Source organism: Bacillus cereus group sp. MYBK245-2, assembly GCF_051916145.1.
Classification (GTDB): domain Bacteria; phylum Bacillota; class Bacilli; order Bacillales; family Bacillaceae_G; genus Bacillus_A; species Bacillus_A pacificus.
The window spans coordinates 1-26983 of the sequence record NZ_JBQAGB010000019.1 but is presented as its reverse complement, the minus strand read 5'-3'; the positions used below and the strand labels follow the sequence as shown (position 1 = coordinate 26983).

Here is a 26983-nt window from a genome sequence, read left to right as displayed (position 1 = left end):
CTCTTCGTTATGTTGGTCATACCCCTTTTTGACGACGTAAGTCAGAGACGAAATGTTGAAATATCTTGTGTCCTATTCTACAGAATTATGGTAATCTCCAACCTCAACTTATATGCGTGAGCATGCAAAAAGGATCCTATCCGTGAAGGGATCCTTTTTGCATGCTGTTGCAATTAATGTATATAGACCTGGCACACGTTCTTCCATTCCGTCCGGTGCAGTAGGAGGGAAGACCCATTTTTGATGTGCCCCGTGTTCTTCAACTAGTTTTTCAATTTTAAAATGTGCTTCCGCGAGCGTTGTAATGATTTCTCCTAGCGTCCAGCGACGGATAGTTGTTTTAGGTAGCGATTCTTTCTGTGCTTCTGTAAGAAGGATGCTATAAGCAACATCATCTTCAATCAATTCTTCATCAAAATAATTTCCATTGGCCTGAAATGATGGGTGGTCGACTCCTAATAATTTCGTGTAAACAGGATGATAGTCACGAAGGATAAGCATTCCATCTTGCTTAAGCAAGGTAGCAATTTTTTGAAAAAGCGGTTTTAAATCGAGAAAGTAATGGAGTACACCAAGTTCCAGCAGTACGACATCGAATGACTCTGATAGCTGCACATGTAATACATCAGAAACGACATACTGAATAGAGACACCTGCTGCGTCCGCAAGTTCATTTGCATATTTTGCATTACTTGCTGAAATATCAACAACCGTTACGTCAGCTCCTAAAAGGGCGAGAGCAACAGCTTTATTTCCTTTTGACCCGAGTAAATTAATAATACGTTTTCCTTTCGGAGATTGTATGTAAGGTAAATAGTGATCTACCTCGCGCATGGGATCTTCCATAAGCTTTTTTGCATAATCTGCTGGCGCCCCGTGGCGATTCGTCCAAGCTTCATAAGCAGCTGCATTCCAGCTTTTTTCATTACGCGCGCTTAGTTGTTTTTGACTCAATCATATCACTCCTTTTGTGAACGTATAGGTATTCGGCGGGAGGATGGGATTTCCTTTTCTTTTCGGACAAAAGTTTGATTTTTCTGTTATTAATTCGTACAATACTTGTTATACGTAAAAGCGTTGAAAAGGAAAAGTAGAATGAAATCATTCTGTCCAGAGAGCTTCGGTAGCTGAGAAGAAGCAAGAATATTCATTTGAACAATGGCCTTTGAGCTTCGTCCTGAACTTATGAAATGATAATAGTAGGCGGCGACGAGAGTTGGTACTCGTTATCAAAACCACAGTATAAGAGCATATAGCTCCGTACTTGTTAAGGCTAATTATGTGAGTAATTGGCGAAATAAGGTGGTACCGCGACTGTTTATACAGCCCCGCCCTTATCTTTTTTTTAGATAGGGGCAGGGCTTTTTATATTTAAAAGGAGGAATGTAAGATGAGTATTTTTATTGGAGGAGCTTGGCCATATGCAAATGGCTCATTACACCTTGGGCATATTGCGAGTTTGTTACCTGGAGATATTTTAGCACGTTATTACAGGGCAAAAGGTGAGAATGTGTTGTATGTGTCGGGAAGTGATTGTAATGGAACACCAATTGCAATTCGGGCAAAACAAGAAGGTGTGACGGCGAAGGAAATTGCTAATAAGTATCATGAAGAGTTCCAGCGATGTTTTCGTAACCTTGGTTTTACGTATGATTGCTATACACGTACAGATAGTGAGCACCATCATAAAACGGTTCAAAAAGTTTTTTTACGTTTATTAGAAGAGGAACATATTTATAAAAAAACAGTGGAACAAGCATATTGTGAAACGTGTACGCAGTTTTTACCTGATCGTTATGTAGAAGGAATATGTCCGCATTGTCATGAAGCAGCAAGAGGAGATCAATGCGATGCGTGTTCAGCTATTTTAGATCCACTCGATTTGTTAGAAAAGAAATGTAAGTTATGTGGTAGTACACCATCCGTACAGGAAACAGAGCATTTCTATTTCGCATTGCATACATTTCAGGAGCAAATCAAAGCGGCTGTATAAACAGCAAAACAAACAGGAACATGGCGCGACAATGCAATTCAGCTAACAGAAAGATACGTAAAGGAAGGGTTACTAGATAGGGCTGTATCACGTGATTTACCAATTGGGGTACCAATTCCAGTAGAAGGGTATGAAGATAAGAAAATTTACGTATGGATTGAAGCAGTGACAGGATATTATTCGGCGAGTAAACATTGGGCTGAAAAAACAGGGAAAGATGATCAAGAGTTTTGGGATAGAGAAGCGAAAACATATTATGTGCACGGAAAGGATAATATTCCGTTTCATTCCGTCATTTGGCCAGCGGTATTGCTTGGAATAGGAGAAGGGGCAATTCCTCGTCATATCGTTTCGAATGAATATTTAACAGTGGAAAAAAGAAAATTATCTACGAGTAAAAACTGGGCAGTATGGGTGCCTGATATATTAGAACGCTATGATCCGGATTCTATTCGTTACTTTTTAACAGGGAACGCACCAGAAAATCGTGATACTGACTTTTCATGGCGGGAATTTATTTACAGTCATAATATTGAATTGTTAGGTGCATACGGAAACTTTGTGAACCGAACATTAAAATTTATTGAAAAGTACTATGGTGGTATCGTGCCGAAGGGAAGTATTGATGTAGAGCTGAAAGATAAAATAGAAGGATTATATAAACATGTAGGAGAGGCGATTGAGCAAACTAAATTTAAGGTGGCGCTAGAATCAATATTTGATGCAGTACGTTTTGCAAATAAATACTTTGATGAGAGGCAGCCTTGGAAAGAAAGGGAGGATGATCCAGTTTCATGCGAAGAAACGATTTATAATTGTGTGTATCTCATCGCTAATTTTGTAAATCTTCTTGAACCGTTTTTACCATTTTCATGTGAAAGAGTTAGAAACACATTAGCAATTGTGAAACGAAATTGGGAGCCTCAAAACACGTTGCCGAATAGAATTGATAGTGTACAGCCACTATTTGAACGGATTGATGTAAAACAAATTGAGCATGAGATAGAAAAGCTATATGGAGCGGTAAAGTGAGATAGAGAAAAAGACCTTTCAAATACATGAAAGGTCTTTTGTTATGCACTATGCACGCTACTATGTTTCTTTTCTTTCCTAGCGGTAAGTAGCTGAGGAGTGAAAATCCCAAGTAGTATAAAGATGATCCCAATCCACTGCATAAACGTTACGACTTCATGTACAAGTGTAATAGAAGCGATAATCGCTGTTGGTAATTCAGCTGCTCCTAGTATTGTCCCAAGTCCTGTTCCTACTTTCGGTACGCCAATTGAAAAACAAATGACAGGTACGACAACGCCGAACAACCCGAGGAAGAAAGCATATTTCCATAGGCCATCTTGCAAAGCACCGTCTGTTAAAAAGGTTGGCGGGAAGAATAGACATACGATAAGAGTAGCGCTTGTTGTCATAAGAAAGCTTTTCGTATAAGGCGGAACTTCTGTAGCAACACGTCCACTTGCAAAAACATAGAATGAAAAAGAGACAGCGGCTAATAGACCAAAGATCATACCTTTTGTGGAAAAGTTTTGTCCGAGGCCTTCAAAGACACCGCCTGCAAACAATGTACCAGTAAATAAAATAATGATAGATATAACTTTCTCACGACTTGGAAATGTTCGATTTGCAATGGCTTCAATAACGACACCAATCCATGTGAACTGGAAAAGTAGGACGACAGCGATAGATGCTGGTAGTTCTTCTACAGAAATAGCGTAGAAGATACCGGTCATACTCATCGTTGTGCCAACTGTTAGTAAGGAAAAGAATTGCTTTTTTGTTACTTTATGACGTGAAACGAAAAGAACGAGCAGAAGAAGACCGATCCATCCGAAGACATATTGACCTCCTAATAGTTGATGGGCTGAAAATCCATCAATGAATCCGAGTTTGAAAATAGTTGAAAGTACGCCGTAGCTACAAGCTCCGAATAAAACGAGTAATGAATACTTAAATTTCTCCATGAAAATCCTCCTTTTACATAATAAAAAACGCCCGCTATCCAAATAAGGATAACGGGCGAACGAAACAGAGTCATATACTCTACAAAATTCCGCCACTCATACGAAGTATGAATTTGGGATATGAAATTGTAGTAGGTTTTTACATTGCTTTTGGGAATACAATAGAACATTTTACACCTTGAGGCGTGTTTTGTATACCATAAGGGAATTGATGTTTATCTAGTATTTGTTTTACAATGTATAACCCAAGACCACTACCTTGTACTAAGCCGTGTTTGTCAGGGTTTGCGCGATAGAATGGCTCAAATAAATGGGCAAGTTTATCCTCATCTATTTGTGAACCTGTATTTAATACTTCTAATGCGTAACCGTTTGGCTTTTCATAAAGCTTTATATATACATGCTGATGGTCAATTGTATAATGAATTGCATTTGAAATAATGTTAAAAATGGCAGTTTGAATAAATTTAGGATCAGCTAAAACTTGTACATCTTGTTTAATGTTAGATTGAACATTTAACTGCTTTACAGATACGAAATAATCTACTTTCTTCATAACGTCCTCAATAATATTAGTTAATGAGATAACTTTTAAATCAGGTTTAAATTGAGGGTTTTGTATTTTGGATAATTCCGACATTTTTTCCGTTAATATGTTAATGTCTTGCATCATTTCATAGGAACGTTTTAAATATTTATCTCTATCTTTATAAGCTCCAATTCCGTGAATCATGCCATCTAGTTGTCCCATAACGGCTGCGATTGGTGTTTTTAATTCATGGGAAACCATAGACATAAATTCTTTACGGGATTGTTCTAATTGTTGCTCCTTTTTGAGTTCATTTCTTAAATCTTGATTGCTCGCATGCAAATTCTTCACTATGTTTGGTATTTGTGAAGCAGCTACTTGTAAATTAAAATCTGTTTGATCAGTATTTTTGTTGAGTAGCTTTTTATCTGAGAAATCAAGATTCATAATATCTTTTAAAGCATCACTCATATATTGAAAAGGTTTAGCAATTAGTTTTGCATAAATTAAAGATCCAAGCAGAGAGAGTGCAAGCATTGTTGCGCCAATATGTGGAGCTAATTGCTGCAGTACATCTGTTAATTTTGGATTATCTTGTGCATCATTTGCTTTACTTGCTGCATTTTGTTTATGTAAGGCATCATTAGTAGCGACTTGCTTTTCCGTTTCTGTAAGTGGAGCAGAAGCGCTATTTTTCCCCGAAATATTTTGAGTATGTTCTTTTGCTTTTGCAGTTTGGCTAGGCTGCAAAAGGTGATTGATAGCTGTAGAGAGAGAATTATAATCTATAATAGCAGATTGGAAATTAAACATGTCCCCCTGTGATACAGCTTTATTTTGATTCGTTTTACTTTGGTCGTTTTGTTTATCTGAATCCGCTTGTTCTGTAGTATGCGTTCCATTTTCTTTCGCAAAACGTTCTTTATCGTAGTTTGAAGCTAAGAAGTAAATAACTTGATAAAGACAAAGTGATAAAAGAATACAAAATAATAAGGTTTTGATGAAAATATTTTTGGTGATGTTGTCTTTGCTACGATTCGATTTTGTAGCCAATGCCTTTCACCGTTTTAATATAAGGAATTCCTAATTTTTTTCGTAAGTTTTTAATGTGTGTATCTATAACTCTTACATCACCATAATGTTCATAGCCCCATACCTTATTCAACAAATCACTTCTTGATAATACTTTTCCTCGATTTTGCAGTAAAGTATAAATAATTTCAAATTCTTTTGTTGTCAATTCAATTTGATTACCATGAACATAAGCGGCGTATGCTGTAGAATTTAACATCAATTCATGGAATTGTAGTATAGTCGCAGCTTCGGCTTCCTTCGTTGCTGCCCTTCTTAATACAGCTTCTACACGTTTAATAAATACGGTGTAATGGAACGGTTTCGTAATATAGTCATCAATACCTAATTCAAATCCTTTAATTTCACTTTCTTCATTATGTAAGCCTGTTAACATAATGATTGGTACATCAGATTGTCCTCGCATAATTTTACAAATACTATAGCCATCTATATCTGGTAACATCACATCAAGGAGGACAAGATCGTATGAATTTTTTTGGAAAAGAAGTATACCTTCTGTTCCAGCACCAACGACATCAACAGTAAAGTTTTGTGCCATTAGAAATTCACGAATTAGTTCTTGTATATCTGGGTTGTCTTCAATCACCAGTATATGCGTCATAGTAACACCTCCTAAATAACGCTTTTAACTGCAATATTCGAATTCATCATTTTTTCGATGACTCAGATTGTTTATACATATAATAAGCCCCTGCCATAAAATAATCATGAAAGTAGCAAGGGGAGTTGTTTAGTGAAACTGAATATTTAAGAATTACAGTAATTCTATTATAGTATGTATTATAAAATTTATAAAATATTATAACTGTATAATTTTAATATCCATGTTTATCAATGTTTGGATGTTACCTAACACAATCTATTCCTATTATATATGTAAATACAGTTGTTTTGCTACTGTAAATGAAGAAATAAAATAAGCCAAGACATAAAATTCTTGGCTACACGTAAATCGCGCTTTGAGGTTATTTTACAGTGACAGTAGCTTGCTGGGGAATACGCTCAAATAACCAGTGTATATCATTGTTATACATACGAATACAACCTAGTGTTGTCCACTTACCAATTGCCTGATTATTGTTCGTACCATGAATCGCATAAGTTGTTCCGTAAGTTCCTGCCATGTTTAGTCCGAGCCAACGGTCACCAAGTGGATTGCGCGGATCGCCGCCTTTAATTTTGCCTGTGTAATAAGGACGATTTTTAATTTTATTTACGATTTGAAAAGTACCTTTAGGTGTAGGAGTAGCTGCCTTTCCAGTAGCGACAGTAAAACTTTTTATGAATTTTCCGTTTTGATAATAATCCATTTTATTTAACTGTGTATTCACGATAAGCTGATCATTTGTTGCAGCTGCCTCAGCATTTGTGAATGGAATAGTTAAAAATCCTAATGATAATAGTGCGCTTAATAATAGTTTTTTCATTATGTTCTCCTTTTTACTATTGTAGTAGTCTTACATACAATGAATTTGCAATCCTCGTAATACTTTATTTACATTTTCATCTAATGTTTCAAAGAAGGTAGTAATTTTGGCATTGTGTTTGTTGTTTTTATCAATAAGTAATCTTTCATTTAATAAAAGTTCGCCATGTAGTCCAAAACTTTGAATTTGAATATTTAATTCATCTTCAGTTTCAGAAATAATTGGTAAGAAGTAGTGGAAAGCTTTCGTTGGAATGATGTAGCTTTTGCCAATCATGCTTTCTTGATTTGAATTAATCCATTTTTTCGTAACAATCTTAATGTTCTTTTTTGAAACGATAAAAGACAGTGTTGTAGACTTTGTTAAACTTACGTCAAATTCATTTGTTTCACATATGTGCAAATTAAAAACGGTTTCATTTTGGTGAGATTCAACATTTGTATTAATAAAATCGTGCATTTTATAAGCTTCCATTTTTTATTCACCCTTTTTTCAATTTCGAAAAGCGATTAATATTTATTCAAATTAATGTTTAGTCATATATTGGTTAAATTTTTCAACAAATTCCGATATAATCTTACAATACGTATATGAAGCTAATATGAAGTTAGTATGAGTTTGTAGTGGTTTTTTATTAAGAACAAAATATAACGATTTTTAAGTGTTAAAAAATGGATAAAAAGTGCATATTAAGGTCCTGATTTTTCGCAGTGTATACTTGTTAAATTGTTTTAAAATGAGAGTACATAATGAACGTAAAAGTTTAGTGAGAGCCTTACAAAAATGTAATAAAAATGTAAGCTATTGTGATAGTTATTTCGACAATTTTTTTATACAATATTAGTAAGAAGTTGCACGTGATTGAAAGGAGAGATGACATGGAATGGATTCATGAATTATTTCAGCAATACGGGTACTATGTTGTACTTGTTGGTTTGCTGTTAGAATATATTGCACTTCCGTTTCCGGGAGAGCCAACGTTAGCATATGCGGGATTTTTAGCACATAAGGGTGATTTAAGTTTACCGATTTTAATTATCCTATCCTTTATTGGGACAAGTGTAGGAATGACAATCCAATACTTTTTAGGAAATAAATTAGGAATGCCCTTTGTTCAAAAGTATGGGAAATACGTATTTTTAACACAAAGAAAAATCGACTTAACAAGAATGTGGTTTGATAAGTATGGATACTTCTTGATTTTTATCGGTTTCTTTATTCCTGGTGTACGTCACTTTACAGGATACTTTGCAGGAATTATTAACTTACCATTCCGCCGTTTTGCAATTACAATTTACTCAGGTGCTCTATTTTGGGTATCATTCTTCTTAATCGGTGGTTACTGGTTAGGTGGAAACTTACATGATATTTTTGGAGCGCTAGAAGGTCACATTGGTAAAATTATTTTTGGAGTGATTGCGATTGTAGCAATTACGTTAGGAGTTCGTTTCCGCAAACAGTTAAAACGAGCATTCTTACAAAACGCAAGTTAATATGGAATCCATTCTATGTCAAAAATTAGGGAGGCAGTGCAGATGCACTGCCTTTTTTATTTTAATAAGCTTTTGTTTGTTTATCAGTTTAAAATCCCATAGGTTATAATTGTCAATTATTAACGTCAAAATGACAATTATAATTGACAAAAATAAGGGTATTATTTACAATTTGATTAAATAAATGAAAAAGAGGGAAGACATGAAGCTTCAAAATCGAGTGAGAGAATTGCGGGCAAAGCATCGTTTATCACAAGGGGATTTAGGGAAAGCGATTGGATCATCGCGGCAAACGATTAGTTTAATTGAGCGCGGGGATTATGCACCATCTATCGTATTGTCGTTAAAAATTGCACAAATTTTCAACGTACCGGTGGAGGAAATATTTATGTTGGTGGAGGGGGAAGATGATGGTGAAGAGTAAGCGAAAAAAACAATTTGATTTTGTGGGGAAAATGGCATTAAGTATGATGGGTGGGTTTTTAACATCTTATATAGCTTTAGATTTACTCTCGGATGAACCGAGAAAATTATCATCTAATACATTTATAGGTATATGCACCATTTTTGGAATCTTAATGATGTACTACACTTGGAAGAATACACGTATGTTAGCGGAGGCACGTGATGAAGAGGAGAGTGTACAAGGCAGAAAATTAGGCATTATAAGTATATATTTACGTGTAGGTGATATAGTTACGCAAGCATGGTTTGTATATGCAGTTATTGCATGTAGACGTGCACTGTTGCAGGATACAAATGTTTCATTTGCAGTGTGGAATTTAGTAGCTTCTATCGTTTGTTTAACTATTGTAGTGATTAGTGGGCTCATAACAAAAAATCGTTATAATAAGCTATATCCTGAACAAGGTGTAACATATATGGAATCTATGAAAATGTGGACGAAAAACGCAGATGAAGGATTAAAACATATTGTGCATGAGGCTGGATATAAAGCATATGAATTTACGAATACAATATTGGCATATGTATGGTGGGCTGCCGTTATATATACGGTGGCTAGTGATATCAATTTTGTATTAATTGGCTTAATCTCATTTATTTGGATATTGCATCTTGGAAAATTTATGTACGAAATGCATAGAAAAATGATTTATTAAGGGGAGAAAAAGGTGGATATTTTAAGAAGGCCAGCTGGTTCTATGACGGCGGCGTTAATTCTGTCCATTTTATACGGAGTAATCCGAACTGGGAAATTAGAAGTAATTTTGAACCTATGGGCAATAGTTGGAATTGCATTGTTAGTGTTAGCCATTCATGAGCTAGGACATGTAGTAGTTGGTTTAATAGGCGGTTTGAATTTTAAATTTATGACAGTAGGGCCGATTACTTTTCAAAAAGAGAAGGGGAAAGTACGCATTCGAGAAAATAAATTGTGGATGTACTTTGGAGGCGTGGCGATGTTAGTGCCGCCTTCTATAGAGACACCGAATCTTTCGAAAAAATGGGCGTGGATGACTTTAGGTGGACCGATTACGAGTTTATTATTTGGTATTACTTCCGGTTACATATACATGGTGAGTTATTATCAATATCTTTTATATTTTTCTGTTTTACACTTTGTCATTTTTACAGCTACAATCGTACCGATAAAAGGAACGTTTTTGAGTGATGGCATGCAATTTCTTATTTTAATTAAAGATGATGAAAAGGCTAAGCAGCATTTATATAACATTCAAGTATCAAGTGAGTTATTTAGTTATAAGAGGCCGAAAGATTGGGATAAGAGATTAATAGAGCTTAGTGAGGAAAAAGTAAAAGAGGATAAAAGTATAAGAGATATAATGAGTGGACTTATGCTCATTTTTTATGCTAGAGCCGATCAAGAAGGAATGGAAAGAGCAATACCATATATAGAAACAGTTGTTCAACTACCTGTAACGAAGGAAAATAAATATTTCGTTAGTAGTTTTCATAGTTGGTATCTTTTATATAAAGCCCTTTATCAGATGGATAGTCTTTCTTTGCAAGAAGCAAAGGAACATGGGAGGGCTATTACAAAAATAGACTTACATGGATATTATCGTACACAAGCGATTGTTAAATATTTAGAGGGTGATATGGAAGCGTCCCGTACTTATATGAAGAAAGCCGATAAAGAATTGAAGAGCGCTGAGAAGAGTGAAATGGGATATTTACAATTAGAGAGAGAATGGTTTGAGCAGCTAAAGAAGAGGGTATCTTACGATGGGTGAGGTATCCTCTTTTTTCTATGTCGTCTTATGCCGTTCCATAAAAAGTGTGGGGCGAGTAAAATAAGATGTGAAGAGCAAAGCTTGGAGGAATTCTAGATGGAAATTTTAACGATTATTTTAATCGTCTTGCTCATTTATGTTGTTTTTAAAGTGGCATATGTAGCATTAAAAATACTCGCGATCCTATTAATTATCTTTTTAATCGTAGAGTTCGGCAGTAAATTGCTTGGGGGATAGGGTATGTTGAGCGTCTTAATTGTCGAAGAATGTCGGTAAGTCGATATCCTGTGTCGAACCGTCGATATAATGAAAAAATCGCTGATATAAGTGGAGAAATCGTCGATATATTTGAAAAATCGCTGATATAATCCGATTGATACTGGATGGGGTATATGGGAAAGAAGTTGCCGTGAGGGTAACTTCTTTTTATTTGTTTATAAATTGTTTATTTTTACCTTCTATTCTTAGAGTAAGGAGGCGGTAGAGATGAAAAAAGCGGTTTTAGAAGTAAGAGATGTGACGAAAAAGGTGAAGGGGAGAACGTTGCTAAGTCATATGTCTTTTTCTGTTTATAAAAATGAGATTTGTGGTTTTGTTGGGCCAAATGGTTCTGGGAAGACAACTCTTATTCGAACAATTATGGGGTTAATTCGACCAAATGAAGGAGAGATATTAGTTAATGGTATTAGCGTACAAAAAAATCGGAAAGAAGCTCTTCAGCATGTAGGCGCAATTGTAGAGGCTCCAATTTTTTTCCCTTATATGTCAGGACGAAAAAATTTGCGGAATCTAGGGAGGATTACGTTACGTACTGGTGGAGAAGTTCTTGAAAATAAAGTGCAGCAAGTATTAGAAATCGTCGGTTTAGAAAATCGTGCTGACGATAAAGTTGGTACGTATTCGTTAGGGATGAAGCAGCGTTTAGGGATTGCGCAGGCACTTCTTGGGGATCCAGATTTTATCATTTTGGATGAACCGTCTAATGGATTGGATCCAGTTGGAATTAAGCAGCTTCGTAAAATTGTACTCGATTTACAGCGTGAGAAGGGCATTACTTTTTTCATTTCTAGTCATTTAATTCGTGAATTGGAGCTTATGTGTGATTCATGGGTCATGATTCGAGAAGGATCATTAATATGGCGGGGAACGACGGAAGAATTGCAAGGAAGGAATAAAGAATTAGAAGATATTTTCGTGGAGATGATGAGCTCATGATGATGTTAGTACGCTCGGAATGGGAGCGGCTTTGGGCGAAGAAAGTAACATGGCTTTGTTTTTTGATGATACCAGTGATGTTACTTGGGGCTGCTAAGTACTATTTAAAACATAATCAAGAGGTCGAAAGGATAGCGGTTGATTATACATATGCGAATTCGTTCCCTGTCCTTGCATTATCTGAAATGCTTATGAGTATATGTAATCTTGTTTTACTCGTTTTAATTGTTCTTGTGTTTGCTCAAGAGTATCATAGCGGTCAAATTAGGATGGTAATCCAAAGATCATATACGTATTCGGAGGTTCTGATTGCAAAAATAATTACGATAGTAGCGGTAAGTTTGCTATTTATAAGTGTTTATTTTATTTGCAGTTATTGTATTGGCTATATTTTCTTTGAGCATGAACCGAATATTCTTTTGTTTTATCATACGGAAAAAACGAATGCACTTGGCGTGTTCTTATACTGTATTTCTTATTACGGAATTGCTTATCTTACTTTAGTAGCAATGGCTAGCATATTAATTATGCTGTCGGTTATAAGTAAATCGACAACAAGTGCGACTCTTCTCGGTATGGGATTCATTATATTTTCCTTTGGATACCCAGCGATGGCGTTAGTGATAGGCCAATCCCCGACTTTTCTTTATATTAATTATTCTTCTTTAATTAAATTGCAACATGAAGGAATTGCTATATCTTTATCTGGTAGTTCAAGAATGATTCTTTTTGGATCTGTAGTTTTACTACTATACATTGTTGTTTGTAATACTGTAACAGTTTATTGGATAGGGAAAAAAGATAATTTTGTGTGAGGTGTGAAGAATGAGACAAATACTTATAAGTGAATTTGAACGGATTTTTAATAGAAAAAAGACGAAAGCATTAATAGTTATTTTTGGGCTGCTACTTATTTTGCATAGCGTATGGGTTCATACTTTTGGAGTTGCTATTTATGATACAAAAGGAACAGAAGCAATCTTAAGTAATTTAAACTTTCCTGTCGCAGTTACAAGAGAATGGTATTTTACGTTATTCTTATTAATTTTTCCAATCTTATTTATTGATAGTTTTAATAGTGAAATTTCATCTGGTGCGTATCGGCTTGTTATGATTCGTCCCGTAGGTAGATGGGAATTATTATTGGCGAAATGGATTGCTCAAATGAGCATTGTAAGTTTGTTTTTGTTAATGGCATTCATTGAGAGTTATATATATGGAACATTTTTTATAAGGCGTGCAGAAGAGACATTCTTTTTAGATAAACAAGTCATTTATAGTGCGAATGCTTCTATTTTATATACTGTAAAATATTATTTAATACTATGGTTTATAGCAAGTGCTTTAACAATGTTGAGTAGTTTTGTAAGTCTATGGTTTCAAAACGCTATCATTACGTATTTTGTAATAGTTGGTTTATTAGTAGCAAGTTTATATGTGAATGAAGAATTAAGTTATTTTGTAATTGGAAGTGGATCAATTCTAAGAATATTAAGTGAGGGGAAAGGAACATTTTACCTGATAAATGGTACAATTTTAGGAGGATGTGCAATAGCGGCTATGTTTAGTTGGTGTAAAAAAGATATATTTAATTAGGGGGGACTTGCCGTGACGAGCAAAATACTACTTGTAGACGATGAACCAGATATTCTTACATTTATTGAAGATAGTCTTGTCATGGAAGGGTATGAAGTAAGAAGTGCATTAAGTGGTGAAGAAGCTTTGAAGAAATTAGATAATAGCGTGGATCTCATTATTTTAGACGTTATGTTGCCAGATATGAATGGGTTTAAAGTTTGCGAGAAGATGAGAGAGTCTTATGCATGCCCAATCTTATTTTTAAGTGCGGATAGTAGTGAACGGTCTCGGATAGAAGGTTTATTGATTGGTGGAGACGATTATATTAGTAAGCCATTTAGTTTAAAAGAGTTGAAAGCGAGAATTGTTGCCAATTTGCGCCGTACGACAGATTTAAGAATGGTGGATCAAAAGGAATTTCTACGCTATGGAAGTATATTAATAGATTTGCAAAACTACGAAATAATGACTGGGAAAGAAAAAATTCATTTTACAAAAAAAGAGTATGAAGTTGTGAAAATGTTAGCACTTCATGCTGGTCAAGTTTTGACGAAAGAGCAGCTGTTTGAAAAGATTTGGGGATATGATAGTGAAAGTGATGTCTCTACTGTAGTTGAGCATATAAAGAAAATTAGAACAAAGCTTAGTGTATATGACAGAGAAAATACATATATTCAAACGGTGTGGGGAATTGGATATAAGTGGAGTGTACAGAATTGATGCAAAGGTTAAGGATTAAACAACAGCTAGTAGCCGGCTTCTTAATAGTTCTACTTGGTAGTTTAATACTAACGGTTTTAACAGCGGCTAGTGGTTGGTATTGGCTAACGAAGAATGGGAAAGTATTTCCTGCGAATTATTATGAACAGAAAATACCTATGATAAAAGAATATGTAAAAGATAAAGGCATACTATTGTTAAATGAGAAAGAGCGAAATGGATTAGAGAAAATTGTCCCTAAAGAGGGAATTAAATATCAAATTGTTAATAGGCAAGGAGATATTTCTTATGGTACATATAACAAGAAATTAATAACAAATGAGAGACCGATTTCGAGTGTTATTAATACAAATATTTATGGTGAAGAAGACGATAATGAAGTTACGACATATCTGCCTTTAGTAGATAGGAATGGAGATTTACAAGGAGCGATAGGGTTTAATTATCATTTAACAATATCTACTGCTTCGGCAGTTGATTCCTTTTTTGTAATTTTATTTTTAGCTTCACCCTTTATATACATTACAATTTTGTCCTACATTATTTCAAATCGAATGGGAAAAAGAATAAAGAAACCACTAGTTGAACTATCAGAGGCCTCAAAAAGAATTCAAGAGCAGGATTTAAATTTTCATTTAGAGTACAACGCGAAAAATGAAATTGGTGAATTAGTCAGTTCGTTTGAAAATATGCGTGCAGCACTAGCTACTAGTTTGTCACGACAATGGGAGTTAGAAGAAGAAAGGAGAGAATATATTAGAGCTATTTCTCACGATTTGAAAACGCCATTAACGATTGTGCAAGGTCATACAGAAGGTTTGCAAAGTGGTTTATGGAAAAATGAAGATGTGTTACATCGGTATTTACAAACGATTGAAAGAAACACAAACAGAATGACAAAGCTTCTTGAGGAGTTCCAAATAGTAAATGAGCTAGAGAGTTTCTCATTTCAATTACGTTTAAATAAAGTACATATAAATCCATTCTTTCTTAAAAAACTAGAAGAATATGAATGCATAGCTAGAAAAAAAGAAATTGATTGGGATGTCATCTTTGAAAATAATGAGGATATGCAAAGCTTAGTATTTGATCAAGAGCGAATCAGTCAAGTAATGGACAACATCGTAATGAATGCAGTTCGATTTACTCCGGTGTCAGGGAAGATGCTTTTGAAAGTATGTGCTTGGCATGACGCAATAGAGTTTCATGTATATGATTCAGGGCCTGGTTTTCAAGAAGGAGATTTGAAAAAAGTATTACAACGTTTTTATCAGGGAGATCAGTCGCGTGCAGGAAGCAAGGAGCATTTTGGACTCGGGTTATATATTGCTAAGACAATTGTTGAGAAGCATGGTGGTAAAATTCAGGTAGAAAATAGTGAGGTGAGAGGCGGGGCACACGTTTCGTTTCGGATTCCGAGCGGAGGTATATAGATGAAAATTGATTGTCGAAAAATGTCGGTAAGTCGATATCCTGTGTCGAACCGTCGATATAATGAAAAAATCGCTGATATAAGTGGAGAAATCGTCGATATATTTGAAAAATCGCTGATATAATCCGATTGATACTGGGCGGGGTATATGGAGAAGGAGTTGCCGTGAGGGTAACTTCTTTTTATTGTGATGCCGTGGTATGCAAACCAACATAAAAAAAGCTGGAAGAATCCCTTCCAGCTTACGAGTTACTTTCAATTTGGCGACCGTTTTCTTCTTCATTGTCTTGTAATAGGTTGAATACATCTGCTAGACAGAATGCAATGAACCAAGTCCATAGACCGTGGAAGAAAGCTGAGCTTAATTGAAGTGGTAATGTATAGTTAGTCATTGAGTAGGAAATACATCCGCCAACGATTCCGATCATTGTTAATAACATTGTTTTTTGCGCATTTTCTTCTGGATTAAAGAGGAAGAAAATGTATCCACCTAAAATTGAAGCGCTTACAAGTGTTTCGATTCCATTAAAAATGATATTCTCTCCAAGCTGAGTGTTTGTCCAGAAGCAGATTGTTCCGCCGATAATAGCAAACAGGACAGCTATTGTATATCGTATATATTGATTCATATGTTCATCTCCTTATGTAATAAGATGATTTGGAAGTCAAAAAGGTAGGTATAGTATATTGAAGTGAGTTTTAGTTGTACGTATCTTTTTATAAAAAGATCATTGAAGAGTGATCGGTTTTTTAAACCGTTACGTGTATGGTGTCTGAAATATACCCGACTGCTCGTTTCTTTTTGCTTGTAAAATAAGAGAAACTTCCAAGTCTATATACTCTTTTTTTGTGAGTCTGTTTTCATTATAACATATTTAGAGGCATAATAATAGAATTATCTGATTTTGTAATAAGTGTAAAAAATAAAAAGCGCAAGGAAATACCATTCCTTGCGCTTTTTTATATACGTTTGAAACGGCCGACAATTTCAACTGTTTCAGTAATGTTCATAAATGCTTTGTTATCCACTTGACGGATAATACGTTTCATTTCGCCTAACTCATAGCGAGTCACGACAGTGTAAATCATTTTTTTCTTATGGTTTGTATAGCCGCCGACAGCATCTACCATCGTCACGCCACGTATGCCGTGATGTAGTAGGGCGCTTTTTATTTCCTCGCCTTTTTCTGTAATTGTCATTATCGTCAATTTAATATGTTTCGTATGCACAGCATCGATCACTTTGCTGACTACAAATCGACTAATTAACGTATAAAGTGTAATATCCCATCCGAAAATAAATCCTGCTACAACAAGTAAGATTAAGTTGAATACAAATATGATTGCTCCAATTGAAACATCGCGATATTTCGCTACAATCAATCCAACGACATCAAATCCACCTGTTGAAGAAGCAAATCGGAATATGATTCCTGAAGCTGCTCCGCAGATTACACCGCCGAATACAGAAGATAGTAAAATATCGTCTGAAACTTGGTGTACAGGGATAATGTTCATCGCTAATGATGATACAGCTACAAAGTACGCTGTTAAAAAGGTTGTCTTCTTGCCTAAGTAAAAGTGACTTAAAATAAGAAGAGGAATGTTTAGTAAAAAGATAAGTGCACCGATATTGTAGTGCATTAAATAACCGATAATCATCCCTACTCCAGCGAATCCACCGCTAATCATGTTATGCGGGATAAAGAACATATTCATAGAAATTGCATACAAAATAGAAGCTACGAAAATAACAACCAACTGTATGATAAATTCTAAGTGAAATGTTTTAGCTGCTGGGAAGGATAAAAAGGCGGTGTCGGGAACGTAATCGGCGTCTCCTAGTTGACCCATAGTATGTTTCATCTCCATATTCATTTTTGATTACAAGAAGAGAATAAAGGTTTTTTCAAAAACTGGCAATAGTTTTATTATAATGCAAAAATTTTATAAATTTCTAATAAATCAAGCCTATTCATTGATGTGTGTGAATATACTAAAGAAAGCGAATACAATGTTTCTTAATTATTGTTTTCTTGAGAAAATATGCAAAATACTTTTTTTGACGATAAAAGGAAATAGAGAATGTTTGCCGAATGTGCTAAAATGACCTTATTAAGGATGTGAAGCGATGGAATTTTTATTGCAGGATGCAATTCTATATATATCGTTTGTAACGACAGCACTTTGTTTATTAGAAGTTTTCTTCCTTGCTAACGTTTCTCGCTTTGTGCGTCAGCAAGCATCAAGCGGTAGACAAAGAGCATTTGCGTTAGTTGATACGTGTGAAGATAGTGCGGGGAATGTACCGCTATTTTCGATTTTTTATAAATATGGAATGATTCGTTCTGTACGCAGACAAGAATCGAGTGAAGAGAATGACGAGGTCGGTCCGTATACACCAATGTTTCGCTAAATAATTACGAAACATTGGAGGAATGAACATGTTAAAATCATACCGAACTGCGCTCGTTAGTTTATCATTATTACTTGTTTTTGTTTTATCTGGTTGCAGTAATGCAGCCCCAATTGATGCACATAGTACGGGAATTTGGGATCATTATTTTGTATATCCAATCTCGTTTATGATTCAATTTGTTGCTCATCATATACCGGGAGCTAGCTTCGGGATTGCTATCATTATTATGACGCTCGTTATTCGTTCAGCAATGATTCCATTAGCTGTTTCGCAATATCGTAGCCAAGCGAAAATGAAGAAAATGCAACCTGAATTGCAGAAGTTAAAGAAAAAATACGGTGATGTAAGTAAAGATCTTGAAAAACAAAAACAGTATCAAAAAGAAATGTCAGAACTAATGAAATCAGGCGGTTGGAATCCACTTGCTGGTTGCTGGCCAATCTTTATACAAATGCCGATTTTCTCTGCTTTGTATTATGCCATTAGCCGAACAGAGGAGATTCGCACATCTTCGTTTTTATGGGTGAACTTAGGACATGCAGATCCTTATCATATATTACCGATTATTGCAGCATTAACGACATTTATTCAAATGAAGGTTTTCCAATCAAATATTACACCTGGAGAACAAGTACAGATGCTGAAAATGCAGCAAATTATGATGCCGGCAATGATTTTATTTATGGGATTTGCGGCACCATCAGGTCTTGTGTTGTACTGGATAACAGGTAACTTATTTACAATGACACAAACAATTGTATTAAGAAGAATAATGGAACGTGAAGAATTACAATTACAAAAAGCATAGAAAAACACCGCTCATTATGAGCGGTGTTTTTTTGTTAAGTCGTTAAGGAAATTTTAAGAAACCAACATTACTATAGGCATTGTATACGAGAGTGTACATGCATTAGAAATATGAAGGAGGAAATTTCCTATGAAGAAGAAAACAGTTGGGTATTTAGCGATTGCAGGTGCTTTATCATTCGGAATCATTGGGGGAGTCGGCATCCCGGCATTCGCGGCAACGAATACTCCAGCAGCTGAGCAATCTACAAAAACGGCGAAAAAAGATTTAGATGACGCTACAAAACAAAAAGTAAAAACGATTATGGATGATACAAAGAAACAGTTAGAGGAGCTAGGTGTAAAGCTTCCAGAGAAAGAAAAACGTAAAGAAATGTTTGCGGGATTAGATGAAGCGACAAAAGAAAAAGCGAAATCAATTTTAGAGCAAGAAAAGTCTGGGAAATTAACACGTGAACAAGCAAAAGAAGAATTAACAAAATTAGGCGTGAAGTTCCCGGAAAAGGGTAAACACAAAGAAATGTTTGCGGGATTAGACGAAGCAACAAAAGAAAAAGCAAAATCAATTTTAGAGCAAGAGAAATCCGGCAAATTAACACGTGAACAAGCAAAAGAGGAATTAACGAAGTTAGGCGTGAAAATGCCAGAGAAGGGTAAGCATAAAGACATACTTGCTAACTTAGATGAAGCAACAAAGGAAAAAGCAAAGTCTATTTTTGAACAGGAAAAGTCCGGGAAATTAACGCATGAGCAAGCAAAAGAAGAATTAACAAAACTAGGTGTGAAACTCCCAGAGAAAGAGAAACATGAAGACATGTTTGCGGGATTAGATGAGGCAACAAAAACAAAAGCAAAAGCGATTTTAGACAATGAAAAGAAACAATTAGAGGCATTAAATGTGGATCTTCCGCATCATAAGTTTTTTATGAAAAAAGAAGGTAAATAATTGAATTATGTATCTTTCGTGTGGGCAACCGGAAGATACATGCGAGGACCGATTTCTGTTGACAGAAATCGGTCCCTTTTAATGATTTAATAAAATTCTTTTCATTGTTAGTATGTATCCAAAGACGCAGTAGAAGATTGCAAAACCGATAAACACTTCCGTATATTGATATTTACCTAATACGTAGAAGGAAACAGCTGGTATAATAGCTACCGCTAAAATGCTATAACTAGGATACTTGTACCTGAACATGATAGCGAATAGAACAGAAAGAAATGTAGCGATGATACAAAAAACAGCAATCATGATTGATGCACCTCCTATATGGATTATACCATTTTTAGGGAATTAGAGAAGTGGCGTAACTTCTGTTATAATATAAGAAAAGAAATATTTCATATGTTATATAAAAAATATATTGATTTTTTCTAACAATTCAATATAATGAACAATAACTACAAAATTCGACATCAAGAAGTGATGATGAGGACATGATCAATTTTTTACGATTCTCAGAGAGGGAAGCCTTTGGCTGTGAGCTTCCTAATACGGAAAAATAGATTACCACCTCTGAACTGCAGCAGTGAACGAACATCTAGTAATTGCTTGCCGGCAAAAACCGTTATGTAGACTTGAGAAATTGGTGAAGTGTGTTACTTTGCGAATTGAAACAAGGGTGGAACCACGAATACAACACTCGTCCCTTTTTTAGGGAGGAGTGTTTTTTTATTTCATTTTTGCATCACACTAGGATTGGAAGGAGGATACGCAGCATGCATCATGATGAGAAGAACAAAATTGGTTTAACGGTAGCACTTTCTATCGTAGTAGGAACGATTATTGGGTCTGGTGTGTTTATGAAACCAGGCAGCGTATTAGATTACTCGGGGAGTTCTAATATGGCGATTCTTGCTTGGATAATTGGTGGTCTGTTAACGTTAGCAAGTGGTTTAACAGTAGCTGAAATTGGAGCGCAAATCCCGAAAAATGGTGGGTTGTATACGTATTTAGAGGAGATTTACGGAAGTTTTTGGGGATATTTATCAGGCTGGATGCAAACGATTGTTTATGGGCCAGCTATTATTGGAACATTAGGGTTATACTTTAGCTCTTTAATGATTAATTTTTTCTATTTAGATAAAGTATGGAATTTACCAATCGCGATCGGAACAGTTGTGTTCCTTGGCGTTGTAAATAGTATGGGAACAAAATACGGAGGTATCGTTCAAACGATTACGACAATCGGAAAGATGATTCCAATCGTATTAATTGTTGTGTTAGGTTTCTGGAAAGGGAATAGCGATATTTTTAACGTAGTTGTACCGATATCAGAAAATCAAAGTATCGGGATGGCAATTTTAGCAACGTTATTTGCTTATGATGGCTGGATTTTACTTGCTTCGATTGGCGGGGAAATGAAGAATCCAACAAAGTTATTACCGAAAGCAATGACAGTTGGGATTTTAATTGTAACAGCTGCTTACGTATTAATTAATTTGGCGTTACTGAATGTATTACCAGCAACTCAAATTGTAGACCTTGGAGAAAATGCAACAGCGACAGCTGCAGGAATGCTACTTGGAGAATATGGCGGGAAAATTATTAGTATCGGTATTATCGTTTCTATTTTCGGTTGTTTAAATGGAAAGATTTTAACGTTCCCACGTATCCCGATGTCGATGGCAGAACGTGGACAACTTCCATTTGCTAAGTTTATTGCGAAGGAAAGCCCAAGATTTAAAACACCAGCAAATGCGATTACTGTTGAAATCATTTTAGGAATTATTTTAATGATTATTAGCGATCCGAATAAGCTATCTGAGATTTCCGTATTCATTATTTATATTTTCTATGTAATGACGTTTATTGGCGTCTTCATTTTAAGAAAGCGTAATAAGAATAAAGAGCGTGCATACAGTGTACCGTTATTCCCAATCGTACCAATCGTTGCCATTTTCGGCTCGCTCTTTGTAATTGGTAGTGCCATTATCAATGATCCGGTAAGTTGTTTCTTATCAATTGGAATTGTATTTACGGGGCTGCCGGTATATTGGTATTTAAATAAGAAGAATAAAAATGAAGTATCATGAGTGAAGGGTAGGCGTATAATACGCCTACCTTTTTTACTGTAAAAAAATTGTACTTGTGTTCAACTTCTATTTTGGTTACTATAGTCGTAGTAACCAAAATAGAAAGCGTGGGGAAAGACTTGAATTTTCGTGTGTATATTTTAGCTATCGCGGCTTTCGTAGTCGGAACGGTTGAGCTAATTATAGGAGGAACGCTTGATTTAGTTGCCAATGATTTAGGAGTATCTATTAGTGCAGCTGGTCAGCTTATAACAATATTTTCAGTAGTATTTGCTTTATCAGGTCCTGTTTTATTAGCATTAACGGGGAAATTTGAAAGAAAAACATTGTATGTTGGGGCATTATCGATTTTCTTAATCGGAAATATTATTTCAGCATGTAGTGTGAATTATGGGATGTTAATGTTCTCAAGGGTGATTTGTGCGGCGAGTGGTTCGCTTATTATTGCACTGTCAGTAACACTCGCTTCTAGCGTTGTAGAACCGCATTTTCGTGCGCGTGCAATTGGAATCATTTTCATGGGGATTAGTGGGTCACTTGTACTTGGAGTACCGCTTGGCCTTGTGCTCGGAAATGCATATGGATGGCGTGCACCATTTGTGCTCATTTCAATCTTAACAGTGATGGCAATCGCTTGTATTTCATTATTCTTAACGAAAGTACCACCGACATCGGTATTATCAATAAGAGAACAAATTGCTACGTTAAAAGATAAAAAAATCGTCAGTGCACAGTTAACGTCGTTCTTATTTTTAACGGGTCATTTAACACTATATGCATATTTAACACCATTTTTAAAAGATGTTATGCATGTGGAAGCGAATTGGATTAGTGTATTTTACTTCATCTTCGGAATCGCAGCAGTAATTGGGGGCGGCTTCGGAGGCTGGCTTGCTGATAAATGGGGATCGAAGAAAAGTATTATCTCAATTATTATCGTATTTGCGTGTGCAATCTTCCTATTGCCAATGATGACATTCTCATTCCCGCTGTTCATTATTATGATGGGACTTTGGAGCATGCTGAGCTGGGCTATTTCGCCAGCACAACAAAATTATTTAATTGAAATTGCACCAGAATCAGCTGGTATTCAGCAAAGTTTAAATAACTCTGCCCTTCACTTAGGGATTGCGCTCGGTTCAACAGTAGGCGGAGTTGTTATTGAAAAATCGTCTGTTATATATAACGCTTGGGTAGGGGGCGGCTTTATTATATTGGCGCTGCTTTGTGCAATTTTCTCGATTACAAGAGGACGTTCTGCCCAGCTTGCAAAAGAAGAATCTATCGTTTGATAGGTTCTTTTTTTGATTTGTAAAAAATTGCAGGTTTTAGTAGGGAAATGGAGAAAGTGTATACAGCGAGGTGATGGAAAATGATGTCTAATTTCTCGGTATTCGGTATGATAATTGCACTACTACCGATATTGATATTTGTTTTTGTATTAAGATGGGTTCGTTTCATCTATCAAAACTCTGAGAAACAAGTGGAGCAGAATGAGAAAATGATTGAGTTGTTGACGGAGATAAAGGAAAAAGATAAGTAATATGTATTCGTTTGAAATTTGTTTTCCGTAAGTTAAAAAGGCACTTATAAAGTGCCTTTTTTATTATGTTTGAAAATTGAAAACATGTAATATTTATTTGTCAATAGCACTATGACAACAAACAGTTTTAAAGTTGCTTATTACTTTGGAACTTTCTCAACAATTCGACAAGATACTACAAAAAAACCACCTATTCTCTTTTTTTCACTATAAGTACAATGAAACAGTAAGATTGATTCATGTAGAAATTTATATATGGTGGTGGAGAGAATGAAACGAAAGATGGCAGGAAAATGGTTTAGTTTTTTAGGTGCTCTTATTATTTTATTAGGAATTGCAATGCCACAAGTAAAGGCAGAAGTAATGAACAGAGAAACATATAAGATGGATTGGAGTTATAGTAAGTCGAAACAGCGTGAAATAAAGACAGAAGTAATTAAAACGGCTTCGGGTAGTATTGCGTATTGTTTAACGCCTGATTTGCGTTCTCCAAATGGAGATGATTTGCCTGAGATGGGGAAATCATCTGATGCTGTATATCGTGTTTTATTAAATGGGTATCCTCAAAAAAGCCCATCTGAATTAGGTGTAGCGACAGCAGAAGAGGCGCATTATGCTACACAATTAGCAGTATGGATTGCAGCAAATGAATTAACGGAAGAAGATTTAGTTGCAAAAAATGAACGAGTACATAATCTTATGAAGCGTTTAGTAGAGGTTTCAAAAAAAGAAACTGGATCACAAGATACATTCTTTAAAGTTAATCCTGTAGATCCGCAAACTGCTACACAAAAAGGTGATTATTTAGAAACAGGATTTTATGCAGTGCAAACAAATGCGGTTTCTGGCTCTTATACAATTCTTCCTGAAAATGCCCCTAAAGGGCTTCGAATTGTAAATGAAAATGGAGAAGAGAAAAGTATATTAACAATTAACGAAAAATTCAAAATTCTAATCCCGAAAAATACGAGTAGTGGTAATTTTAAAATGAAAGTGAAGTCTACTTTAACAAATTTACAAGCAATAGCTTTTAAAGGATCAGAAAAAGTTCAAAATACAACGGTATTGTTACAAAGAAATAGTGAGAAAATCAGTACAGATTTAGTTGTAAATTGGGAATCAGTAGGATCTTTAAAGATTATGAAATTAGGAGAAAAAAAGGAAGTATTAAAAGGAGCGGTGTTTGAAGTTTCTAATGAAAACTTTAAACAAAATGTTACGACTAATGATAAGGGGATTGCGGAGTTAGGTAATCTTCCAATCGGTATATATAGCGTCAAAGAAATTCAAGCGCCAGTTGGATATGTGTTAGACGGAAGCGTTAAAAAAATTGAAGTGAAAACTGGTGAAACAGCTGTATTAGAGCTGAAAAATGAAAATGTAAAAGGTGAATTAGAAATAACGAAAGTAGATGTAACGGATGGGAATACGAAGCTGCCGAATGCAGAATTTACAATCTACAACGAACAAGGGAAAGAAGTAGTAAAAGGGAAAACGGATGAAAAAGGTGTAGCGAAATTTAAACTACCATACGGAAAGTACACGTATAAAGAAACAATAGCACCGAATGGATATGTAATAAATGAAGAGACATTCGGATTTGAAATAAAAGAGAATGGAGAAATTATTAAACATATTGTTCAAGATAAGAAAGTAGAAGGTGAGTTAGAAATAACGAAAGTAGATATAGCGGATGGGAATACAAAACTACCAAATGCAGAGTTTACAATCTACAACGAACAAGGGAAAGAAGTAGTAAAAGGAAAAACGGATGAAAAAGGTGTAGCGAAATTTAAACTACCATACGGAAAGTATACGTATAAAGAAACAATAGCACCAAATGGATATGTAATAAATGAAGAGACGTTCGCATTTGAAATAAAAGAGGATGGAGAAATTATTAAACATATCGTTCAAGATAAGAAGGTAGAAGGTGAGTTAGAAATAACGAAAGTAGATGTAGCGGATGGGAATACGAAATTACCAAATGCAGAATTTACAATCTACAACGAACAAGGGAAAGAAGTAGTAAAAGGGAAAACGGATGAAAAAGGTGTAGCGAAATTCAAACTACCATACGGAAAGTACACGTATAAAGAAACAATAGCACCAAATGGATATGTAATAAATGAAGAGACATTCGCATTTGAAATAAAAGAGGATGGAGAAATTATTAAACATATTGTGAAAAATAAGAAAGAAGAAAAGGCATCGCTTCCTTCTAAGCCAAATAAGCCAACACCAAATGGAGAAGTGAAACCTTCCGCTGATGTGAAGCCGATGCAACAACCTAGTACTCATAATGAAGTGCGATTACCAGCTACAGGCGGCGTCGGCAATGAATTTACGGTTTTATCCGTTTTAGGACTTGTTTTTATTATTGCTGGTGCTTATGTGTTAAGGATGAAAAATAGAAAAGAAATGTAGAAAAAAACGCCTTGTAATAGAGGCGTTTTTTTAATATCTCAACTTCATCAACAAACTCTTAATTTCCTCATCTTCCATAAAGAGATCATGGTGTTTCTGGGTAATCTTTGCAAGTGCAACGTCGTGATAGAAAAATTCTGTAAAGAACTTTACGAAAGGTTGTGACATTGTTTTCATTGCTTGCCATGACTCTTGCTCTACACCAGCAAATAAAATTTCGCGGTCGTCAACGATGAGCAGTAAATAGCGCTCTAATGCGTTAGGCTCTTCAGCTGGAATTAGAAAATGCATGTTTTCTAAGTCTGTTTCGACTTTTCCCACTATAAGGGACTCGGTTTTGACGCCTTGTTTTGCTTTTTCCTCTAATAACGGAAGATATTCTAAAAGAGTATCGTTCCAAGCTGAAATGCGAATCGATTCTTTTGCACTTTCGATGAGCTCTTTACTTTGAACGCGAATAGAAGATTGCATTTTTAAGCTCCATACACGGTCATCTGTAAATGATTTTTTTGATATAGTTGTCTCCAATTCTTTAATATTAGATTGGAATTCTGTCGTTAATTTTTCAATTGCTAGCTTGAGTGGTAATGCTGTGTACAGCTTTTTCTTTTCTGAAACAGAATCCATTACCATTCCTTTATCGATCAGGCGTGCAAGCACTTCATATATTTTAGCTTTTGGCACACCAGAATGCTTCACAATCGTTGTAGCATCTAATGGTTCGTTGCTTGATACGACAACTTCGTAAGCTTGGCTTTCATATTGTGAGAAACCGAATTTTTGTAACATAGTTCCCTCCGAACGAATGAGATGATATAGCTTAAGGATAATGAACTATTTGTTTTTACACAAGTGGTAGTAGGTTTTCTGATGAGATTGAGGTGAGAATTAATTTCAATTTTTTAATTTCATCCATTATACTTAATATAATGATTAATATGATTATAATACAACGAGAAGGGTAATTAACTGTTACGATTTATTTAACCAATTATAACGAAAGTTAATTAAATATATCAGTAAGCCCTGCTAGTCAAGTGATTGGCTAGTAGTGAGGGTTAACTGCGGGCAATCCCT

At 35.3% G+C, this 26983-nt stretch carries 28 protein-coding genes, 1 pseudogene and 2 other annotated features; of the genes and pseudogenes, 19 read left to right on the top strand and 10 right to left on the bottom strand.

Going from position 1 to position 26983, the window contains the following annotated elements; all coding sequences use genetic code 11:
- Positions 1-108: 108 nt before the first annotated feature.
- Complete coding sequence (locus ACTFRN_RS23900) at positions 109-954, bottom strand: class I SAM-dependent methyltransferase (RefSeq protein WP_088106301.1); 846 nt, start codon at positions 952-954, stop codon at positions 109-111.
- Between the two features lie 114 nt (positions 955-1068).
- Positions 1069-1339 (top strand) — a binding site (T-box leader).
- Positions 1340-1390: 51 nt separating this feature from the next.
- Here ACTFRN_RS23900 and metG point away from each other — a divergent pair.
- Positions 1391-3025 (top strand): annotated as a pseudogene (gene metG / locus ACTFRN_RS23895) (methionine--tRNA ligase).
- Positions 3026-3066: 41 nt separating this feature from the next.
- On the opposite strand, the gene ACTFRN_RS23890 reads toward metG, so the two are convergent.
- The 5 genes from ACTFRN_RS23890 to ACTFRN_RS23870 form a co-directional block, all read right to left on the bottom strand.
- Positions 3067-3969 (bottom strand): EamA family transporter, encoded by a 903-nt coding sequence (locus ACTFRN_RS23890; protein ID WP_000410497.1) that lies wholly within the window; start codon positions 3967-3969, stop codon positions 3067-3069.
- A gap of 139 nt (positions 3970-4108) precedes the next feature.
- Positions 4109-5551: a sensor histidine kinase gene (locus ACTFRN_RS23885; RefSeq protein ID WP_000201975.1), complete on the bottom strand. Its 1443-nt coding sequence runs from the start codon at positions 5549-5551 to the stop codon at positions 4109-4111.
- Positions 5529-6194 carry a response regulator transcription factor gene (locus tag ACTFRN_RS23880; RefSeq protein WP_000148833.1) on the bottom strand — a complete coding sequence of 222 codons (666 nt, stop codon included), beginning with the start codon at positions 6192-6194 and terminating at the stop codon, positions 5529-5531. Before ACTFRN_RS23880 ends, ACTFRN_RS23885 begins: the two co-directional genes overlap by 23 nt.
- Positions 6195-6558: 364 nt before the next feature.
- Positions 6559-7020 carry a L,D-transpeptidase gene (locus ACTFRN_RS23875; RefSeq protein ID WP_000735048.1) on the bottom strand — a complete coding sequence of 154 codons (462 nt, stop codon included), beginning with the start codon at positions 7018-7020 and terminating at the stop codon, positions 6559-6561.
- Between the two features lie 30 nt (positions 7021-7050).
- Positions 7051-7494 (bottom strand): DUF3978 domain-containing protein, encoded by a 444-nt coding sequence (locus tag ACTFRN_RS23870; protein ID WP_000388750.1) that lies wholly within the window; start codon positions 7492-7494, stop codon positions 7051-7053.
- A 404-nt stretch (positions 7495-7898) separates the two neighbouring features.
- On the opposite strand from ACTFRN_RS23870, the gene ACTFRN_RS23865 reads away from it, so the two are divergent.
- From ACTFRN_RS23865 to ACTFRN_RS23815, 11 genes are all read left to right on the top strand, one after another.
- Positions 7899-8513 carry a DedA family protein gene (locus ACTFRN_RS23865; RefSeq protein ID WP_000454756.1) on the top strand — a complete coding sequence of 205 codons (615 nt, stop codon included), beginning with the start codon at positions 7899-7901 and terminating at the stop codon, positions 8511-8513.
- Positions 8514-8715: 202 nt separating this feature from the next.
- The gene (locus ACTFRN_RS23860) at positions 8716-8937 is read left to right on the top strand and encodes a helix-turn-helix transcriptional regulator (RefSeq protein WP_000776164.1); all 222 of its coding nucleotides are present in this window, start codon (positions 8716-8718) and stop codon (positions 8935-8937) included.
- The gene (locus ACTFRN_RS23855) at positions 8924-9634 is read left to right on the top strand and encodes a DUF3169 family protein (protein WP_000240935.1); all 711 of its coding nucleotides are present in this window, start codon (positions 8924-8926) and stop codon (positions 9632-9634) included. Before ACTFRN_RS23860 ends, ACTFRN_RS23855 begins: the two co-directional genes overlap by 14 nt.
- A gap of 42 nt (positions 9635-9676) precedes the next feature.
- Entirely contained in the window at positions 9677-10729 is a 1053-nt protein-coding gene (locus ACTFRN_RS23850) for a M50 family metallopeptidase (protein ID WP_049113736.1), read from the top strand.
- A 96-nt stretch (positions 10730-10825) separates the two neighbouring features.
- On the top strand, positions 10826-10966 hold the full coding sequence (locus ACTFRN_RS23845; RefSeq protein WP_000404784.1) for a DUF3985 family protein: 141 nt from the start codon (positions 10826-10828) through the stop codon (positions 10964-10966).
- A gap of 249 nt (positions 10967-11215) precedes the next feature.
- Entirely contained in the window at positions 11216-11944 is a 729-nt protein-coding gene (locus ACTFRN_RS23840) for an ABC transporter ATP-binding protein (RefSeq protein WP_049113727.1), read from the top strand.
- Complete coding sequence (locus tag ACTFRN_RS23835; protein ID WP_016718855.1) at positions 11941-12759, top strand: ABC transporter permease subunit; 819 nt, start codon at positions 11941-11943, stop codon at positions 12757-12759. The genes ACTFRN_RS23840 and ACTFRN_RS23835 overlap by 4 nt, the downstream gene beginning before the upstream one ends.
- 10 nt (positions 12760-12769) lie before the next feature.
- A complete protein-coding gene (locus tag ACTFRN_RS23830) occupies positions 12770-13540 on the top strand; it encodes an ABC transporter permease (RefSeq protein WP_049113723.1) in 771 nt (256 codons plus the stop codon).
- Positions 13541-13552: 12 nt separating this feature from the next.
- Positions 13553-14242, top strand: coding sequence for a response regulator transcription factor (locus ACTFRN_RS23825; RefSeq protein WP_016718853.1), 690 nt, complete (start codon positions 13553-13555; stop codon positions 14240-14242).
- Positions 14242-15675: a sensor histidine kinase gene (locus ACTFRN_RS23820; protein ID WP_088106302.1), complete on the top strand. Its 1434-nt coding sequence runs from the start codon at positions 14242-14244 to the stop codon at positions 15673-15675. The genes ACTFRN_RS23825 and ACTFRN_RS23820 overlap by 1 nt, the downstream gene beginning before the upstream one ends.
- On the top strand, positions 15676-15798 hold the full coding sequence (locus tag ACTFRN_RS23815) for a hypothetical protein (RefSeq protein WP_016718851.1): 123 nt from the start codon (positions 15676-15678) through the stop codon (positions 15796-15798). It begins immediately after the preceding gene.
- A gap of 118 nt (positions 15799-15916) precedes the next feature.
- Here the strand turns inward: ACTFRN_RS23815 and ACTFRN_RS23810 are convergent, their stop codons facing one another.
- Positions 15917-16303, bottom strand: coding sequence for a DUF3938 domain-containing protein (locus ACTFRN_RS23810; RefSeq protein WP_001077770.1), 387 nt, complete (start codon positions 16301-16303; stop codon positions 15917-15919).
- Positions 16304-16634: 331 nt separating this feature from the next.
- Entirely contained in the window at positions 16635-17528 is an 894-nt protein-coding gene (locus ACTFRN_RS23805; protein ID WP_000530037.1) for a YitT family protein, read from the bottom strand.
- A gap of 277 nt (positions 17529-17805) precedes the next feature.
- Here ACTFRN_RS23805 and ACTFRN_RS23800 point away from each other — a divergent pair, with 277 nt between their 5' ends.
- The 3 genes from ACTFRN_RS23800 to ACTFRN_RS23790 all read left to right on the top strand — a co-directional run bounded on the left by ACTFRN_RS23800 (position 17806) and on the right by ACTFRN_RS23790 (position 19846).
- On the top strand, positions 17806-18090 hold the full coding sequence (locus tag ACTFRN_RS23800) for a hypothetical protein (RefSeq protein ID WP_000394930.1): 285 nt from the start codon (positions 17806-17808) through the stop codon (positions 18088-18090).
- A 28-nt stretch (positions 18091-18118) separates the two neighbouring features.
- Positions 18119-18901: a membrane protein insertase YidC gene (gene yidC, locus ACTFRN_RS23795; RefSeq protein ID WP_073531269.1), complete on the top strand. Its 783-nt coding sequence runs from the start codon at positions 18119-18121 to the stop codon at positions 18899-18901.
- 129 nt (positions 18902-19030) lie between these two features.
- Positions 19031-19846: a hypothetical protein gene (locus ACTFRN_RS23790; RefSeq protein WP_049112064.1), complete on the top strand. Its 816-nt coding sequence runs from the start codon at positions 19031-19033 to the stop codon at positions 19844-19846.
- A 78-nt stretch (positions 19847-19924) separates the two neighbouring features.
- Here the strand turns inward: ACTFRN_RS23790 and ACTFRN_RS23785 are convergent, their stop codons facing one another.
- The gene (locus ACTFRN_RS23785) at positions 19925-20152 is read right to left on the bottom strand and encodes a hypothetical protein (protein WP_014893426.1); all 228 of its coding nucleotides are present in this window, start codon (positions 20150-20152) and stop codon (positions 19925-19927) included.
- Positions 20153-20317: 165 nt separating this feature from the next.
- Positions 20318-20554: a binding site (T-box leader), on the top strand.
- A 65-nt stretch (positions 20555-20619) separates the two neighbouring features.
- Between ACTFRN_RS23785 and ACTFRN_RS23780 the strand changes: the two genes are divergently transcribed.
- From ACTFRN_RS23780 to ACTFRN_RS23765, 4 genes are all read left to right on the top strand, one after another.
- Positions 20620-21936 carry an APC family permease gene (locus tag ACTFRN_RS23780; RefSeq protein WP_016718849.1) on the top strand — a complete coding sequence of 439 codons (1317 nt, stop codon included), beginning with the start codon at positions 20620-20622 and terminating at the stop codon, positions 21934-21936.
- 107 nt (positions 21937-22043) lie between these two features.
- Positions 22044-23228, top strand: a complete 1185-nt coding sequence (locus ACTFRN_RS23775) for an MFS transporter (protein ID WP_124878387.1) — start codon at positions 22044-22046, stop codon at positions 23226-23228.
- A gap of 83 nt (positions 23229-23311) precedes the next feature.
- Positions 23312-23479, top strand: a complete 168-nt coding sequence (locus tag ACTFRN_RS23770; RefSeq protein WP_162495407.1) for a hypothetical protein — start codon at positions 23312-23314, stop codon at positions 23477-23479.
- 270 nt (positions 23480-23749) lie between these two features.
- The gene (locus ACTFRN_RS23765) at positions 23750-25906 is read left to right on the top strand and encodes a SpaA isopeptide-forming pilin-related protein (protein ID WP_088106303.1); all 2157 of its coding nucleotides are present in this window, start codon (positions 23750-23752) and stop codon (positions 25904-25906) included.
- Positions 25907-25936: 30 nt separating this feature from the next.
- Here ACTFRN_RS23765 and ACTFRN_RS23760 read toward each other — a convergent pair whose 3' ends face one another.
- Positions 25937-26695, bottom strand: coding sequence for a TrmB family transcriptional regulator (locus ACTFRN_RS23760; RefSeq protein WP_000939486.1), 759 nt, complete (start codon positions 26693-26695; stop codon positions 25937-25939).
- Between the last annotated feature and the right edge of the window lie 288 nt (positions 26696-26983).